The sequence below is a fragment of the Chryseobacterium sp. HNCC26DJ241 genome (assembly GCF_057180505.1).
The window spans coordinates 1-15,048 of record NZ_JBXUGL010000004.1 but is presented as its reverse complement, the minus strand read 5'-3'; the positions used below and the strand labels follow the sequence as shown (position 1 = coordinate 15,048).

General features: G+C 32.5%; 14 protein-coding genes and 1 tRNA gene. 9 read left to right on the top strand and 6 right to left on the bottom strand.

Annotation, left to right across the window (positions count from 1 at the left end; genetic code table 11):
* Positions 1-128 precede the first annotated feature (128 nt).
* On the top strand, positions 129-1,790 hold the full coding sequence (locus AC2A1C_RS03985) for an ABC transporter ATP-binding protein (protein WP_484023670.1): 1,662 nt from the start codon (positions 129-131) through the stop codon (positions 1,788-1,790).
* Between the two features lie 115 nt (positions 1,791-1,905).
* The gene (locus AC2A1C_RS03980; protein WP_484023668.1) at positions 1,906-2,241 is read left to right on the top strand and encodes a DUF3276 family protein; all 336 of its coding nucleotides are present in this window, start codon (positions 1,906-1,908) and stop codon (positions 2,239-2,241) included.
* A 77-nt stretch (positions 2,242-2,318) separates the two neighbouring features.
* Here AC2A1C_RS03980 and lpxB read toward each other — a convergent pair whose 3' ends face one another.
* A complete protein-coding gene (gene lpxB, locus AC2A1C_RS03975; RefSeq protein WP_484023666.1) occupies positions 2,319-3,422 on the bottom strand; it encodes a lipid-A-disaccharide synthase in 1,104 nt (367 codons plus the stop codon).
* A gap of 77 nt (positions 3,423-3,499) precedes the next feature.
* Between lpxB and AC2A1C_RS03970 the strand changes: the two genes are divergently transcribed.
* The 3 genes from AC2A1C_RS03970 to AC2A1C_RS03960 all read left to right on the top strand — a co-directional run bounded on the left by AC2A1C_RS03970 (position 3,500) and on the right by AC2A1C_RS03960 (position 6,012).
* Complete coding sequence (locus AC2A1C_RS03970) at positions 3,500-4,009, top strand: DUF2480 family protein (protein ID WP_484023665.1); 510 nt, start codon at positions 3,500-3,502, stop codon at positions 4,007-4,009.
* Positions 4,010-4,021: 12 nt separating this feature from the next.
* Complete coding sequence (locus AC2A1C_RS03965) at positions 4,022-5,293, top strand: protein O-mannosyl-transferase family (protein ID WP_484023663.1); 1,272 nt, start codon at positions 4,022-4,024, stop codon at positions 5,291-5,293.
* 68 nt (positions 5,294-5,361) lie between these two features.
* The gene (locus AC2A1C_RS03960; protein ID WP_484023662.1) at positions 5,362-6,012 is read left to right on the top strand and encodes a DUF937 domain-containing protein; all 651 of its coding nucleotides are present in this window, start codon (positions 5,362-5,364) and stop codon (positions 6,010-6,012) included.
* Positions 6,013-6,049: 37 nt separating this feature from the next.
* On the opposite strand, the gene AC2A1C_RS03955 is transcribed toward AC2A1C_RS03960, so the two are convergent.
* A complete protein-coding gene (locus AC2A1C_RS03955) occupies positions 6,050-6,286 on the bottom strand; it encodes a 30S ribosomal protein THX (RefSeq protein ID WP_484023661.1) in 237 nt (78 codons plus the stop codon).
* Between the two features lie 194 nt (positions 6,287-6,480).
* Here AC2A1C_RS03955 and rlmD point away from each other — a divergent pair, with 194 nt between their 5' ends.
* The 4 genes from rlmD (at position 6,481) to AC2A1C_RS03935 (ending at position 12,135) form a co-directional block, all read left to right on the top strand.
* Positions 6,481-7,890 (top strand): 23S rRNA (uracil(1939)-C(5))-methyltransferase RlmD, encoded by a 1,410-nt coding sequence (rlmD, locus tag AC2A1C_RS03950; protein ID WP_484023659.1) that lies wholly within the window; start codon positions 6,481-6,483, stop codon positions 7,888-7,890.
* A gap of 13 nt (positions 7,891-7,903) precedes the next feature.
* Positions 7,904-8,377: a DUF6452 family protein gene (locus tag AC2A1C_RS03945; RefSeq protein WP_484023657.1), complete on the top strand. Its 474-nt coding sequence runs from the start codon at positions 7,904-7,906 to the stop codon at positions 8,375-8,377.
* Positions 8,343-9,008: a DUF6048 family protein gene (locus tag AC2A1C_RS03940; RefSeq protein WP_484023656.1), complete on the top strand. Its 666-nt coding sequence runs from the start codon at positions 8,343-8,345 to the stop codon at positions 9,006-9,008. Before AC2A1C_RS03945 ends, AC2A1C_RS03940 begins: the two co-directional genes overlap by 35 nt.
* 208 nt (positions 9,009-9,216) lie before the next feature.
* Positions 9,217-12,135 (top strand): reprolysin-like metallopeptidase, encoded by a 2,919-nt coding sequence (locus AC2A1C_RS03935; protein WP_484023654.1) that lies wholly within the window; start codon positions 9,217-9,219, stop codon positions 12,133-12,135.
* 480 nt (positions 12,136-12,615) lie between these two features.
* Here the strand turns inward: AC2A1C_RS03935 and AC2A1C_RS03930 are convergent.
* From AC2A1C_RS03930 to folB, 4 genes are all read right to left on the bottom strand, one after another.
* Positions 12,616-12,686 (bottom strand) — tRNA-Cys (locus AC2A1C_RS03930).
* A gap of 51 nt (positions 12,687-12,737) precedes the next feature.
* Positions 12,738-13,223, bottom strand: a complete 486-nt coding sequence (locus tag AC2A1C_RS03925) for an RDD family protein (protein ID WP_484023652.1) — start codon at positions 13,221-13,223, stop codon at positions 12,738-12,740.
* Positions 13,224-13,238: 15 nt separating this feature from the next.
* The gene (locus tag AC2A1C_RS03920) at positions 13,239-14,597 is read right to left on the bottom strand and encodes a DUF4403 family protein (protein ID WP_484023651.1); all 1,359 of its coding nucleotides are present in this window, start codon (positions 14,595-14,597) and stop codon (positions 13,239-13,241) included.
* Positions 14,598-14,664: 67 nt separating this feature from the next.
* Positions 14,665-15,030 carry a dihydroneopterin aldolase gene (gene folB / locus AC2A1C_RS03915; RefSeq protein ID WP_484023649.1) on the bottom strand — a complete coding sequence of 122 codons (366 nt, stop codon included), beginning with the start codon at positions 15,028-15,030 and terminating at the stop codon, positions 14,665-14,667.
* Positions 15,031-15,048 lie beyond the last annotated feature (18 nt).

Below are 15,048 nucleotides of genomic sequence, written 5' to 3'. Positions count from 1 at the left end.
AAAAATGTTGAAAATCAGAAGACGGAAAATGGAAGTTTTGTGTTTCTTGATTTGGGTTTCAAAATATAAATTTCAGAATATAACCTTTGGAGTTTGAATTTTAAATTTTCGTATTTTTGCTAACGTTTATGAAAGCATTAAAAACCTTAAATCCGTATTTCTGGAAACATAAAGTTCTTTTGTTTTGGGGATTTCTGTTCATTATTGCCAGTAATTTTTTTAATATTTATAAAGTTCAGTTTATTGGAAAATCAGTAGATCAACTTTCCAATTCCGGAAAATTGGGCTTCAATAAAGAAATTCTTTTTTATGTCGCTATTATCGTAGGTTCATCACTTCTCACGGGATTTTTTACTTTTATGATGAGGCAGACTATTATTGTATCTTCCCGAAGAATAGAATATGAACTGAAAAATAAAATCTATCGACATTATCAGGAAATGTCTCTTACTGATTACAAAAAAACAACGATCGGCGATCTTATGAATCGTTTGAGTGAAGATATAGTTGCGGTAAGAATGTATCTTGGTCCGGGTGTAATGTATGTAATCAATCTTTTTATATTACTTGCGATTACGAGCTTTTACATGTATCATACCAATGAAGAAATGACTCTGTGGACATTGATTCCTTTGCCTGTTTTATCTTTCGTAATTTACAAAGTAAGTTCTATTATCAACAGAAAATCCAAGACAATGCAGAAAAGTCAGTCTGCCATTTCTACATTTGTGCAGGATAGTTTTTCCGGAATCCGTGTTGTCAAATTTTTTGCAAAAGAAAAATATATAGAAAAAAACTACGGGATAAAAGTAGGAGATTATCAAACGAAAGCTTTGGATCTTGCTAAGACGGAAGCCTATTTTTTTACGATTATTATTTTTGTTATTGGTATCTTGAATGTTGCCATTCTCTACATAGGTGGTCAAAAATATATTTCAAATGAATTGACTGTTGGGAAGATAGCAGATTTTTTCATGTATGTCAATATTTTGATTTGGCCTTTTTCAATGGTGGGTTGGGTTACTTCTGTCAATCAACGTGCAGAAGCATCCATGTCAAGAATTAATGAATTTTTGGATCAGAAATCGGAAATCGTTAATATCAATTTTGAAAACTATGAAATAAAAGGTGATATAGAATTCCGTAATGTTTCTTATGTTTATCCAAATACAGGAATCAAAGCACTTGATCATCTTAATTTCAAAATAAAAGCAGGGGAAAGCCTTGCAATAATGGGAAAAACAGGAAGCGGAAAATCTACAATTGCATTACTTCTTTGCAGACTGATTGATCCTACAGAAGGGGAAATTTTGATTGATGGAAAAAATCTGAAAGATCACAATCTTGATCTTTACCGAAAATTTATAGGATACATTCCTCAGGAAAGTTATCTGTTTTCTGATACTATTGAAAATAATATCGGTTTTGCTATTGATGATCCTACTCTTGAAAAAGTGGTAGAATTTGCAAAAAAAGCGGATGTTCATAAAAATATTGTGAAATTCAAAGAGCAATACAAGACCATGGTAGGAGAGAGGGGAGTTATGCTTTCCGGTGGACAAAAACAAAGGATTTGTATTGCAAGAGCTATGATCAAAGAACCAAGAATTCTTATTTTTGACGATTCTTTATCAGCCTTGGATACAGAAACGGAAGAAAATATCCTTCGGAATATGGAACACGAAATTAAGGATTGCACTTCTATCATCATCACACATCGTGAAAGCAGCGCAAAAAGAGCAGATAAAATACTGAACCTTACAGATATAGAAAACCAACAATCTGCATAGATTTATAAAATCTTTGAATAAAATTTCAATTTTTAACAAATTTTAAAAAAAATATTTGGCAGTCAAAAGAATTCTATTATATTTGTTATAATAAGATTTCTAAAAATATCGTACAATGAGTGATTATAAGGAACGCCATGAGAATGAAATTTTCACGAAGGTGTTAAAAGCAGGAAGAAGAACGTATTTCTTTGATGTGCGTGAGACAAAAGCAGGAGACTATTATCTTACGATTACCGAAAGCAAAAAAAATTTCGGAGAAAATGGCGAAGCTACTTTTGAAAAACATAAAATCTACCTTTATAAAGAAGATTTTAAGAGTTTTATGGAAATGTTTAAGGAATCAGCAGAATTTATCATTGATGAAAAAGGTGAAGATGTGATTTCTGAAAAACATGACAAAGACTTCAAAAGCCGTTCTTATACAATAGATAACGACGACGAGGTTTAATAAATTATAAATGCGCCTTTTTTGGCGCATTCTTTTTATAGAATTATGGTGGTTTGGACATGCTAAATTGTGTGTTTCTATAATTCCTTTACAATAATTTTTGCAGCATTTTCACTTGCACCTTTTCCTCCCAGTTTTTCTCGGAGCGTTTTGTAATTTTCTAAGATCTGGTCTCTGTTTTTTCCTAAAATAAGATTCAGCTCTTTAACTAAATTTTCTGTATTCAAATCTTTTTGGATCAGCTCTTTCACCACTTCTTTATCCATAATTAAATTGACTAAAGAAATATATTTGATATTTTTCACAAGACGTTTCCCGATTTCGTAAGAAATCGTACTTCCTTTGTAGCACACTACTTCGGGAACATTCAAAAGTGCAGTTTCTAAAGTTGCTGTTCCGGAGGTAACCAATGCTGCTTTTGAACATCTCAACAAATCGTATGTTTTGTTGGAAACAAAATGTACGTTTTCATCCACATATTTTTCGTAAAAATCTTTCGGAAGACTTGGAGCTCCGGCTATTACAAATTGATAATCTTTGAAATTTGGACGCACCGAAAGCATGATTTCCAACATTTTTTCTACCTCCTGTTTTCGAGAACCAGGTAAGAGAGCAATGATTTCCTTTTCGTTTAAATTATTTTCGGATTTGAATTTTTCAGAATCTATTTCCTTCAATCCTGAAATCGCATCCAACAATGGATGCCCTACAAAATGAGCATCAACATGATGCTTCTTATAGAAATCTTTCTCAAAAGGAAGAATTACCAACATCTCATCCACATAATTCTGAATGGTTTTTACTCTTCCTTCTTTCCAAGCCCACAATTGGGGTGAGATGTAATAGATGACTTTGATTTTCAGTTTTTTAGCAAATTCTGCAATTCTCAAATTAAATCCGGGATAATCAATAAGAACCAAAACATCAGGTTTATGATTTTTGATATCTTCTTTGCAAAATTTAATATTATTCAGAATCGTTTTCAGGTTCAGTGCTACTTCCAGAAATCCCATGAATGCAAGATCTCGGTAATGTTTCACCAAAGTTCCGCCTACATTTTTCATTAAATCTCCTCCCCAAAATCTAAATTTAGCATTTTTATCTTCTTCTTTTATAGCTTTCATCAGATTGCTTCCGTGTAAATCTCCGGAAGCCTCGCCTGCAATGATATAGTATTTCATAGATTTTTTAGATAAAGAAAATTGAATGGCCGAAACTAAAAAATTAAACTTAATTTTGTGTAAATATACTAAATAAAATGGCTGAAGAGTTTGAAATAAAAAATCGTGTTGCAGAAAGTGGACTTGTAAATTTTGATATATCAGAGCTTGTTCCCAAAGGAGAAAGAAAAGGTATTGATCTTAAAGATTTTCTCTTTGAAGGACTTATTCTGAAGGAAAAAGATTTTCGTGAGAAGGTAAGCCGGATCAATCCTGATGATTATAAAAATTCTTATGTTTATATCTACAATTCCGCAGATGCTATTGTTCCGTTATGGGCATATTTTCTAATTACTGCAAAAATTACAAATGTTACACAAAAAATTGTTTTCGGAAATCGTGAAGATTTAGAAGTTCTGCTAATGCATAATGCAATCCGGACGTATGATTTTTCAGAATTTGAAGGAAAAAAAATTTTGGTGAAAGGTTGTTCAGATAAGCTGATTCCGGAAAATGCATACATCGAACTTGTAGAACAATTAAAACCTTTGGTAAAATCTTTGATGTTCGGAGAGGCGTGTTCCAATGTTCCGATTTTTAAAAACTGATTTACTGATTGTATGAATAAAAAAATTATTCCCTTTCTCATTTTCTTGATTTTTTTTAGTATTTATTATTTCTGTAGTTTCTCCAAAATTTCTTTTGGAGATTGTATCGGATTTATTTTAGATGTTGAAAAAGGTGAATTTATTAAGGTTGTTACTCCTTTATCTCATTATTTGTATATCAATACTGCTATTTTTTTTCTAAAACTTTTTAATGGAGACAGTGTGCAAATTATGCGCATGATGTCCGTGACTTCAGGAGCATTAACAGTGAGTTTGCTGTATGTATTTTTAAAAGAATTCATAAAAGAAAACTGGATTGCTATATTGGTATGTTTTGTTTTTGGCTTAAGTTTTACTTTTTGGAGAAGTTCTGAAACAGTAGAAGTATATACATATAATGCTTTTTGGGTAATTTTATTTTTGATATCAGCAGTGAAAGCGTTAAATGGTAAATCAGTAAACGCTAATCTATTATTTGCAAGCATCTTTCTTAGTGTTAGTTTTTGGGTACACATTCAGAATATCATGCTTATTCCAGCTTATCTGTTTTTATTGTATAGTTCCAAGGCATCCAAAAAAATGATTTTATTGTCTTCAGTCGTTTTTAGTTTAATGTTTTCCTTAATTTTTATAATAAATTACCTTAATGGAATTGAATTTAAATATGCCTTTTCAACGCGAAAAGGACCATGGATAGCCAATACATTCAATCAAAATTTCTACGATCTGGTAAAAGACATTATAAAATGTATTCTATATTTAATTTATAATTTTAATATTTTTATATTCTTTGTATACAGAGGTGCAAAAAATATGTATATGAACAATGATTCAAGAGCAGTATTTAGATTTTTACTTATTGCATCTCTATTTGTGTGTGGTTTTGCTACATTTTATGCAGTTACGGATAACTATGTTTTTTTTATTGGCTTTTATATTATTTTTGTTGTTCCCATTGCAATTGGGATTCATGATGTTTTTCGGCAAAATTCTTTTTGGAAGTTGCTAAAATTTGCACCAATATTTATACCCCTATTTTATGTTTTCAACTTATTTGTTGTATCTTTAACGAATGCTGGACAACAATTCCAACAGAAAAAATCATATAAAGGAGGGCTTCAATATTATATGCTTCCATGGTTGAGAAATAATATTGGTTGTATAGAATTTACACTCAAAGATATAAAATGTGACGACGATGTGGAGGCATTAAAAGAGCAGTCCATTGAGTTTATGGAATTTCGGAAAAAGTATCAAACATTAGATGAAATTCGAAATTTATAAAAATGAAATAAAAAAATTAGTTATACATTTACCATTTTCAAAATCTTTAATTTTAAATAATTCAAACTATGAGTTTAATAGACTTAATTACAGGAAACGCAGGAAATCAGGTTGCAACACAAGCTGAGAACAAGTTCGGAATTAGCAGAAACCAAGTAATTGCTTTACTTGCAGTAGCTGCTCCACTTATTATTTCTTACCTGAGAAACAAATCTCAGGATTCTAACGAAGCAGAAGCCTTGAACAATGCATTGGATCGCGATCATGATGGAAGTATCTTGAATGATCCTTCTCAAGCTGAAGCAAGACAAGCGGAGGGAGGATCCATCCTTGATCATATTTTTGGTGGACAAAAAAGCAATGTAGAAAATCAGCTTTCTCAAAATACAGGAATTTCTATGGATAAAATCGGACCGATTCTTGCCATGTTAGCACCTGTGATTATGGGATATATTGGAAAGGAAAAGCAACAAAACAATGTAAATGCAGGTGGACTTGGAGATCTTTTGGGCGGAATTTTAGGTGGTGCTCAGCAACAAGCACAAGCTCAGGATTCTAATCCATTGAATGAAATTCTTGGAAGCGTTTTAGGAGGTGGACAGCAACAGTCTTCCGGAAATGTTTTAGGTGATATTCTTGGTGGTGTTCTTGGAGGAGGGCAACAGCAACAAGGAGGTGGTTTAGGAAATATTCTTGGAAGTATTTTAGGAGGTAGATAATTATCATCCTTTTTGTATATGAATAAAAAACCGAAGGCTATTCTTCGGTTTTTTTCTTTCTGGTAGTTTTGGGTTTTTCTTCAGCTGTCTCTGTTTTTTCAGCTTTAGATTTTGTTGTTTTGGGTTTTGCTTCTTTTTCAGCCTCTGTTTTTTCGGGTTTTGGCTTTGCCGTTTTTTTAATTACGACAGCATTAGCTGATTTTTTTGGTCTGGTTTTTCCATAGCTTCCTGCGGTGATTTTTCCGCGCTTAGTTTTTTTGTCTCCTTTTCCCATAATTATTAATTTTATGATTATGACGAAGTTAAGAAAAAAATATAAATCTTCAATGCGTTTCAAAATATCTGCTCTTACTTTTTATTTTTCTATAATTTCCTATCATTCTATTTTGTAGAAATTATTTTTTTTAATTCAAATTAAACCTAAAATCAGGAATTAAAACCATTATCTTTGTATTTCAAAATGACTGAATGAAAAAGAAAAAAAATCTCATTCTTGAAAATATAGTGCTTACTTCTGCCGGAGCAAAAGGAGTAGCAGTGGGAAGAACAGAAGAAGGGAAAACAGTGCTGGTTTCCGGCGCAGTTCCGGGTGATGTTGTGAATGCGAGAGTGAAAAAAGCAAAATCCAGATATTATGAAGCTGAGGCTGTTGAGATTTTGGAAGAATCACCATTTCGTGTAGAAGCAAAATGCAGACACTTTGGAGCTTGTGGAGGTTGCAAATGGCAAAATCTCAGCTATGAAAAGCAATTGGAGTTCAAGAATGATGAAGTGTATAACAATATCAAAAGAATTGGCGGAATTGAAAATTTTGAAAGTTTGCCTATTTTAGGTTCTGAACAACAGTATTTTTATAGAAACAAGATGGAATTTTCATTTTCCAATTCACGTTGGCTCACAACAGAGGAGGTGAATTCTACTGAAGATATCAATGATAAAAACGCTTTAGGTTTTCATATTCCCGGAATGTGGAGCAAAATTTTGGATCTAAAGGAATGTTTCCTTCAGGAAGATCCATCCAATGCAATTCGTCTTGAGGTAAAAGAATTTGCCGAAAAAAATAATTTGGAATTTTTTGATGTAAAAAATCAAGAAGGATTTTTGCGAACATTGATGCTTCGCCAGAATTCAAAAGGGGAATGGATGGTGCTGTTTCAATTATTCAGAGAAGAAAAGGAAAATCAGGAAAAACTTTTTAATCATCTTTTAGAAAAATTTCCACAAATCAAAACATTGGTTTTTGCTATCAATTCCAAGCAAAATGATTCCATTTATGATTTGGAAATTCAGAATTATTATGGAGAAGGTTTTCTGATGGAAGAAATGGATGGTTTGAAATTTAAAATAGGACCTAAATCATTTTTTCAGACCAATTATAGACAAGCGATTGAATTGTATAGAAAAACACTTGAATTTGCAGATTTGAAAGGAGACGAAGTTGTCTATGATTTGTACACAGGAACCGGAACTATTGCTCAATATGTTGCAAGAAAAGCAAAACATGTTATTGGAATAGAATCTGTTCAGGAAGCAATAGATGCTGCTACTGAACATGCTAAGTTGAACGGACTAGAAAACTGTACTTTTTATTGCGGCGATATGAAAGATGTTTTTACTGAAGAATTTCTAGAAAATCATCCGAAAGCAGATGTCCTGATTACCGATCCTCCAAGAGATGGAATGCATCAGAAAGTAGTGGAACAGATTTTAAAACTTTCTCCGGAAAGAATAGTATATGTAAGTTGTAATTCTGCGACGCAAGCAAGAGATATTGCTTTAATGAAGGATAAATACAAGGTGAAAAAAATTCTTCCTGTAGATATGTTTCCACAAACACATCACGTAGAAAATATTGCCGTATTGGAACTGATTCATTAATTATTTAGATTTTATGAAATTGAGAAATTCACTGATTTATATTTTTCTTGTTTTTTTAATGGTTTCCTGTGGAAGCGATGATGATATTTGTACCAGTGGCGAAGCTACTCCAAGACTTAAATTGAAATTTAAAACTAATGAAGGAAAAGATAAAACTTTGGATACTTTATATGTCTCTGTAGATTATGAGTCAGGAAAAAGCCAGATTTTTCATGATGATAAAGTTGATTCTATTTTGATACCGTTGCGAGTGGATAATCAGCTTTATACTGATATTTATATCAAACAAAGATTAAAAGGTCCAGAATCTAAAATCCGCATCAATTATACTACAAAGTCGGAATATGTTTCTCCAGCTTGTGGAATCAAAAGATTATATGAAAATGTAGAGCCAACCCTTTTGCAATCAAATCCGGTAACAGCTCTGGAGAAAAATCAAAATCAAATTACCAATGAAAGTAAAACCCATTTTTATCTTGTTTTTTAGTCTTTTTTCCTTGCTGAACTTTGCTCAGAAAGTGAAATCCGATTCTACCGCAAAAAAACAATGGAAGTATGAGCCTAATTTTATGATAGGGATTGATGTATTGAATACTGGAGTTTCTTTTTTTTCTGATAGAAAGTTGTATCAAGGTTTTGTTTCAACAAGGATTAAGAAAAATTTACATGTGGTGGCTGATCTTGGTTTTGAAAAGAATATTTATCAGAAAAATAATTATGATGCCGAAGCAAAAGGAGTTTTTTTGAAATTAGGAACATTTTATATGTTGGCAAGAGATGCAGAGAATCCATTTAACGGATTTTATGGAGGAGGAAAAGTGGCTACCTCATTTTATAAGCAAGAATATTTTGCTGTTCCTATACGAGGATTTGAAGGTGGTGATTCTACTGATGCTTTTCCTCAATCTTCACAGTCTTCGTATTGGCTCGAAGGATCTCTTGGAGGAAGAGTTCAACTTTTTAATTCAAATTTATTTATTGATGTTAATATTCAGCCACGCTATTTGATATATACTACAAAGCAAGATGATATTTTTCCTATGATAGTTCCAGGGTTTGGAAAAAGCTCTACGAAATTCAATATGGGATTTGCTTGGAATCTTGCGTATAAATTTTAGGGTAATCGTATTTATTTAAAAAAATATTGTTGATTATTTTCCTTAGTGTTTTTAAATGCTTCATTTTTATTAAAATGAGGCTTTGTTTTTTAATGAATTCGTAATTTTTTTTTAGTTTAAATAATTAAATAGAATTAATTTTATGTTTATCATATTTGTTTTACTGAAAAAAATCAATATATTTGAAAAACTTTAAAAAGAATTATTTATGAAGAAAATTTTTACTTCTTTACTTTGCGGAGTTATGGTTTCTACTGCTTATGGACAGTGGAGTCCTGCTACTATGCAAGGCGAAAGAATTAGACCAGAAACCCAAGTTAAAAGTTATTATTCTTTGGATCTTAACACACTTAGAGGTCAGCTGAGTTCGGCAGTGGAATCAGGAAAAGGCGCTGCTCCTGTAATTATTAGTTTGCCTACTTTAGGTGGCAAAATCGAAAAATTTGCAGTTTACAGCCGTCCGGTTGTAGTACCATCATTGGCAGAAAGATACCAATTGGGATCTTATGTAGGTGTAGGTATTGATGATCCTGAAAAATATGTGAGATTTTCTGTAGCTCCTAATGATTTCCAATCTATGATCATTAAAAATGGAGTATATGAATTTATCGAGCCACAGAATAAAGAAAAAACAGTTTATGGAGTTCATCCTAAAACTAAAAAAGATGCATCTGGAAAAGGATTCTTCTGTTCAATGGATGAAAATATTTTATCAAAACAACATATTGATAAACTAATGTCTCAAGGACATACGTTTTCAAATGATCCTAAAAGTTTTGAAAAATCTTCAGACCAAAAGTATAGAACTCTTCGTTTAGCTATGTCTGTAAACGGAGAATATACAACTTATTTTGGTGGAGTAAGTGGTGCATTAGCTGCTATAAATGCTACTATTACAAGATGTAATGGAGTATTTGAAAATGATTTTGCCCTTCATCTTATCTTGCAAGATTTCCCTCAGTTGATTTATACAAATGCAGCTACAGATCCATATAGTACTCTGTCTAACTGGAATTTGGAGTTACAACAGACATTAACTTCTGTAATTGGAAATAATGCATACGATATAGGACATATGTTTGGAGCTTCCGGAGGAGGAGGAAATGCAGGATGTATTGGATGTGTTTGCGTAAACCCGGCTACTAGTTCTACTAAAGCAAAAGGTTCTGGTATTACTTCTCCAGCTGATGGAATTCCTCAAGGTGACAATTTTGACATAGATTATGTAGCTCACGAAATGGGACACCAATTGGGAGCAAATCATACATTCTCATATGGTCTTGAAGGAACTGGTCAAAATGTAGAGCCAGGATCTGGATCTACTATCATGGGATATGCTGGTATCACAGGTGCTACCGATGTACAGCCGCATTCAGACGCATATTTCCACATAAATAGTATTATTCAAGTTCAGAATAATTTAGTTTCTAAAACATGTGATATAGAAACTGCTATTACAAACCAGCCACCTGTAATCACTGCAATGGCAGATGTTACAATTCCTAAGAGTACTGCGTTTGTACTTACTGCACAAGCAACAGATCCTGAAAATGATCCTATTACTTATTGCTGGGAGCAAGTAGATAGTGCATCAAGTACAACAAGTACTTCAAATTTAGGAACTCTTACAAGTGGACCAAACTTTAGATCTTGGAATCCAACAACTAATCCAACACGTTATTTCCCTAAATTAAGTACTGTATTAGCTGGAAGTATTAAAAATACCGCTGATTGGGAAGCTGGGTCTACAGTTGCAAGAACTATGAACTTTAGAGTAACAGTTAGAGATAACAATGCAGCTGTAGATAAACAACAGACAGCAAATGCTCTTCAAAAAGTAGTAGTTGGAAGTAACGGTCCTTTCGTTGTTACCTCTACTAAAGTATATAACAATGGAAATGCTCCTTTAACATGGGATGTTGTAGGAACCAATGCAGCTCCATACAATGCTGCTAATGTTAAAGTTGATTATACTACTGATAATGGTGCTACTTGGACAGTATTGTCTGCATCCACTCCTAATGATGGTTCTGAAGCTTTTAGCTTTACAGGAATACCTACTGGAACGGTAATTAAAGTAAGAGTAGCTGCTGTAGAAAATGTTTTCTATGCAGTGAAAAGTGTTACTGTATCACAGTTGGTAGCTTGCGACGGTTCTGCTCCAGTTGGAGTTATGGTATCTAACATTACTGTATCGGGAGCTACTATTTCTTGGGATGCTTTTAATGGAGCAACATATAATTTGAGATATAGAAAAGTAGGAGATGCTACTTGGACTGATGTTCCTACTGCTGGAACTAGTGTAAATCTTACTGGTTTGGATGAAAGTACAAATTATGAATATCAGGTAGCTGCTATCTGTTCAGGAACTACAGGAACTTATTCTAATCTTGCTCAGTTTACTACAAGTTTACTTCAGTACTGTACATTATCATCTACAAATTCTGCTGACGAATATATTTCTAAAGTTGTAATGACTCCAGAAGGAGGAACAGTAATGACAAGTAATTCTGGAGCTAGTACGTACACTGACTATTCTTCAGATTCTTCTAGAATGATTACTTTATATAAAGGTAGTACAAACAATACTATTGCTGTTTCTAAAGCTTGGACAGCAACACAATATAATGAAGCAATTACTGCATGGATAGATTTTGACAGAAGTGGTACTTTTGATAGTAGTGAATTGATAATGCAAACAGCAGCAGATAAAACTACACCTGTTACAGCAACTTTTGCAGTTCCAAGTGGAGCATATTCAGGAACTAAGCCTGTAAAAATGAGAGTTGCTCTAAGATATAACACTGCTCAAACTTCTGCTTGTGGTACCTATACTTATGGTGAAGTTGAAGATTATGCAGTAATAATCCCTGGTTCATTAGCTGTTTCCGAAGCAGGTAACGCAACCCAAGTTCAGGTTTATCCTAGTCCAGCTACAGATGTATTAAATGTAACAAAAGTTTCTAATAATGCTATATATACTATTTATAGTGTATCAGGACAATTAGTTGCAAAAGGTAAACTAGTAGATAATAAAGTAACTGTTTCTAACTTACAAAAAGGAGTTTATGTAATCTCTGTAGAAGATAAAGGAAACGTTTCTAAAGTTAAATTCATTAAAAAATAATTAGAATTTAAATACCTAAAAATAAGAGGCTGTCTCAAAATCGAGACAGCTTTTTTATGTTTATAATATGAAAAAAAGAAAGCCGAAAGACTTTCCTTTTTCTTGCAATTTTCATAATTGCTGTATATGTCATAGTTCAAAGGTAGTTTTTAAATCAACTGGACTAGTAGATAAATATTTTACAAATTGCTCTGGAAAATCTATTTTTAAGTAACTCTAAATTTTCTTCTGGAAAAAGAAAAACGTTATTTATAATTCAGAAATTGATGCCTCCGAATTTTCGATTTCTTTGTACGTTCTACTACTCTTATAAAATGAAACCCCGATTTTCAACTTTTTTTGCTGAATTTCAGAGTTTACTTATTGTAAATATTTCAATTATTTATTTGTGTTTCAATACATTATTTTTTTTAACAAGCCTATTTTTTATCATACAAAAAATCCTAAATCATTTGTGAACATGATTTAGGATTTATTAAGAGGTACCTAGCGGATTCGAACCGCTGTAGATGGTGTTGCAGACCACTGCCTAGCCGCTCGGCCAAAGTACCATTTATCGGTGTGCAAATATAGGAATTTTTTGAAATTACAGAAAAAAAATATCAGCTTTCTTTTTGACCAATATTTTGAATTTCTAAATCACGGGTTTTTGCACTCTCAAAATCTTTTATTTTTACCACTCTTGTATCGCTCCAGTTATCGTGCCATCCATTATTTCCCAAAAAAGAAAGCTGATCGAAAGGAACTGCTCTGGAAATGTTTCTAATAAAATAATCCTTCATTTTTGGTTGAGTTCCGTCTAGCATTACTACTTTGGTTCCGGTAATGTATTTGCCAATGCTCCTTCCTTTTAGTACGGTTTCTACAAATATCATATAAACAGCATATGTGATTAATGTGATCATTCTGTCAAGAAGCGGATTAATATTTTCTAAAGATTCTAAACTTTCCACATCTTGCGTAGTTATTCCGTATAAAAAAGCAGCGCCAAAAAAGATGCAATAAAAAATAATTAAATCAATCAAATAATTTACAAATCTTAATCCTTTGTCTGCACGATTGTCTTCTACAATCCGTAAATGTTTCATTCTATATTTTTTGTTTTAAAGTCCTTTTACTAATAATCTTAAACTTGCCTGAGTATCAATAACCGCTGTTATTCCGGAAGGATTGAGAAGGATTTTACTTGGTTTCAGGCTATAGACTTTTCCGGTCATTTTCAGACCTTTGTAATATTCTTTATTGAAGGTTTCTTCAACACTTTTTTTGGAAGAATCTTCGATTTCCTGAGTTGGAATTCCATATTCTTCTTCTATCATTTTTACGATTTTCCCTTGAAAAAGAAGTGTTGCCGCTTTTTGTAGAATATTTTTAGTTTTTAATTTGAATTTCGTATCTGAAAGTACAATCTTTCTTTTCGCCTGATTGTAAACCGGAATTCCGGAGATAAAAGAAGTTCCTTCCACAGAACCTTCTGTATGAGCTTCTATCATAATTCTTTCTTCATCGCCATAAACTTTAATGTCCGTAATTTTTATTTTGGATTTCCCTTCACGAAAGTCAAATTCTTTATTCAAAAACATACTAGTTGCAATATTGGTCGCTTCCGTAAAAGGAACATTTGCCGTAGTCTGAAGAAGAAAACTATCAGGAAGATTCTGAACATAATTAAAATTGGTGACGGTTGTAATATTGGGAGAAGAAGCCGGTTTTTGTCCCGTAAAAGTTTCCGAATACGTATCAATTCCGATATTAGCGTCTATTGCATCAGCATAAAATTTCAACGGACTCATATTTACAGAAATTGGCGAAATTTTCAGCCAAGTATTGTATTGTTCCGAAACATTGAAAGGCTGCGAAAAAAGATTCCAAGCCATTAGCGTATATTGCTGGAAATTCAATTGTGAAGCCATTTGTTTATCAATAGTTTTACAAAAATCGGCTTGTTGTTGAACCAGATTTTTTTCTACGATCGGAGTAATGGGAATCTGAATTTTGCCAAAATCCAACACCGGTTTTGCTACCCACTTGAAACCCATTGGTTTTGTCGTGGTTGTAATCGTCCAATTGCTGTTAAATAAAATGGAAGTACTGAAATACATTATCGTTTCAAAAGTAGTATTCTGATAAGAATATACTCCGAGCGTTCCTATTCCTTTTTCTGCCCAAACTTTCAAAGGAACTTCAATAATGATATTCTGGCTTTTTCCTCCAGCTAAACGAATGGGTTTGGTCTTCCAGACTTTGATTTTAAACTGGTCGTTATTATTATCGGTATAAGAATCGTCCTGATACATTAAATCTTTCACCGAAGTATTTACCATATTGCTGATTTCCGATAGCGGAATACGAACAGGCATCGTCAAAGAAGATTTGATCTTTGGGAAACTATATTGTTCTACCGTCTGTTGTGCAAATACATTTACAAACAACAAGAGAAAAAGAAATTTTAAATTTTTCAAGATTTATATTTTTTTCAAAACTATTAAAAATATAAAATAGTATATCAGAATTTTTAAAAATTTAAAGTCATTCATCAAATTTTTTCTTCAATTCTATACTTGCTCCTTTTATTTCTCCCTTCATTGGTGGATTGGTTTTGGTAATTTTTACTTTGACAAAAGAAATTTGCGGAAATTTTTCATGAATTTTTTTGATGATTCTTCCGGTTGCATGTTCCAATAATTTGGAATGAATTTTCATTTCGGCATGAATCAGATCACTAATGTCGGCATAACTGATGGTATCATTCAAATCGTCCGATTCTGCTGCTTTCCACAAATCGGTGTGAATTTCCACATTCAGAATATAATACGTTCCAATAATTTTTTCTTCGGGAAGAACACCGTGATACGCATAGATTTTTATGTCTTCAAGAATAATCCGTGATTTCATTTTTATTTATTTTTAAGC

What these genes read in the sequence shown, in the direction of transcription:
- AC2A1C_RS03985 (WP_484023670.1), top strand. Translation starts at nt 129, where the DNA reads ATGAAAGCATTAAAAACCTTAAATCCGTATTTCTGGAAACATAAAGTT.
- AC2A1C_RS03980 (WP_484023668.1), top strand. Translation starts at nt 1,906, where the DNA reads ATGAGTGATTATAAGGAACGCCATGAGAATGAAATTTTCACGAAGGTG.
- lpxB (WP_484023666.1), bottom strand. Translation starts at nt 3,422, where the DNA reads ATGAAATACTATATCATTGCAGGCGAGGCTTCCGGAGATTTACACGGA.
- AC2A1C_RS03970 (WP_484023665.1), top strand. Translation starts at nt 3,500, where the DNA reads ATGGCTGAAGAGTTTGAAATAAAAAATCGTGTTGCAGAAAGTGGACTT.
- AC2A1C_RS03965 (WP_484023663.1), top strand. Translation starts at nt 4,022, where the DNA reads ATGAATAAAAAAATTATTCCCTTTCTCATTTTCTTGATTTTTTTTAGT.
- AC2A1C_RS03960 (WP_484023662.1), top strand. Translation starts at nt 5,362, where the DNA reads ATGAGTTTAATAGACTTAATTACAGGAAACGCAGGAAATCAGGTTGCA.
- AC2A1C_RS03955 (WP_484023661.1), bottom strand. Translation starts at nt 6,286, where the DNA reads ATGGGAAAAGGAGACAAAAAAACTAAGCGCGGAAAAATCACCGCAGGA.
- rlmD (WP_484023659.1), top strand. Translation starts at nt 6,481, where the DNA reads ATGAAAAAGAAAAAAAATCTCATTCTTGAAAATATAGTGCTTACTTCT.
- AC2A1C_RS03945 (WP_484023657.1), top strand. Translation starts at nt 7,904, where the DNA reads ATGAAATTGAGAAATTCACTGATTTATATTTTTCTTGTTTTTTTAATG.
- AC2A1C_RS03940 (WP_484023656.1), top strand. Translation starts at nt 8,343, where the DNA reads ATGAAAGTAAAACCCATTTTTATCTTGTTTTTTAGTCTTTTTTCCTTG.
- AC2A1C_RS03935 (WP_484023654.1), top strand. Translation starts at nt 9,217, where the DNA reads ATGAAGAAAATTTTTACTTCTTTACTTTGCGGAGTTATGGTTTCTACT.
- AC2A1C_RS03925 (WP_484023652.1), bottom strand. Translation starts at nt 13,223, where the DNA reads ATGAAACATTTACGGATTGTAGAAGACAATCGTGCAGACAAAGGATTA.
- folB (WP_484023649.1), bottom strand. Translation starts at nt 15,030, where the DNA reads ATGAAATCACGGATTATTCTTGAAGACATAAAAATCTATGCGTATCAC.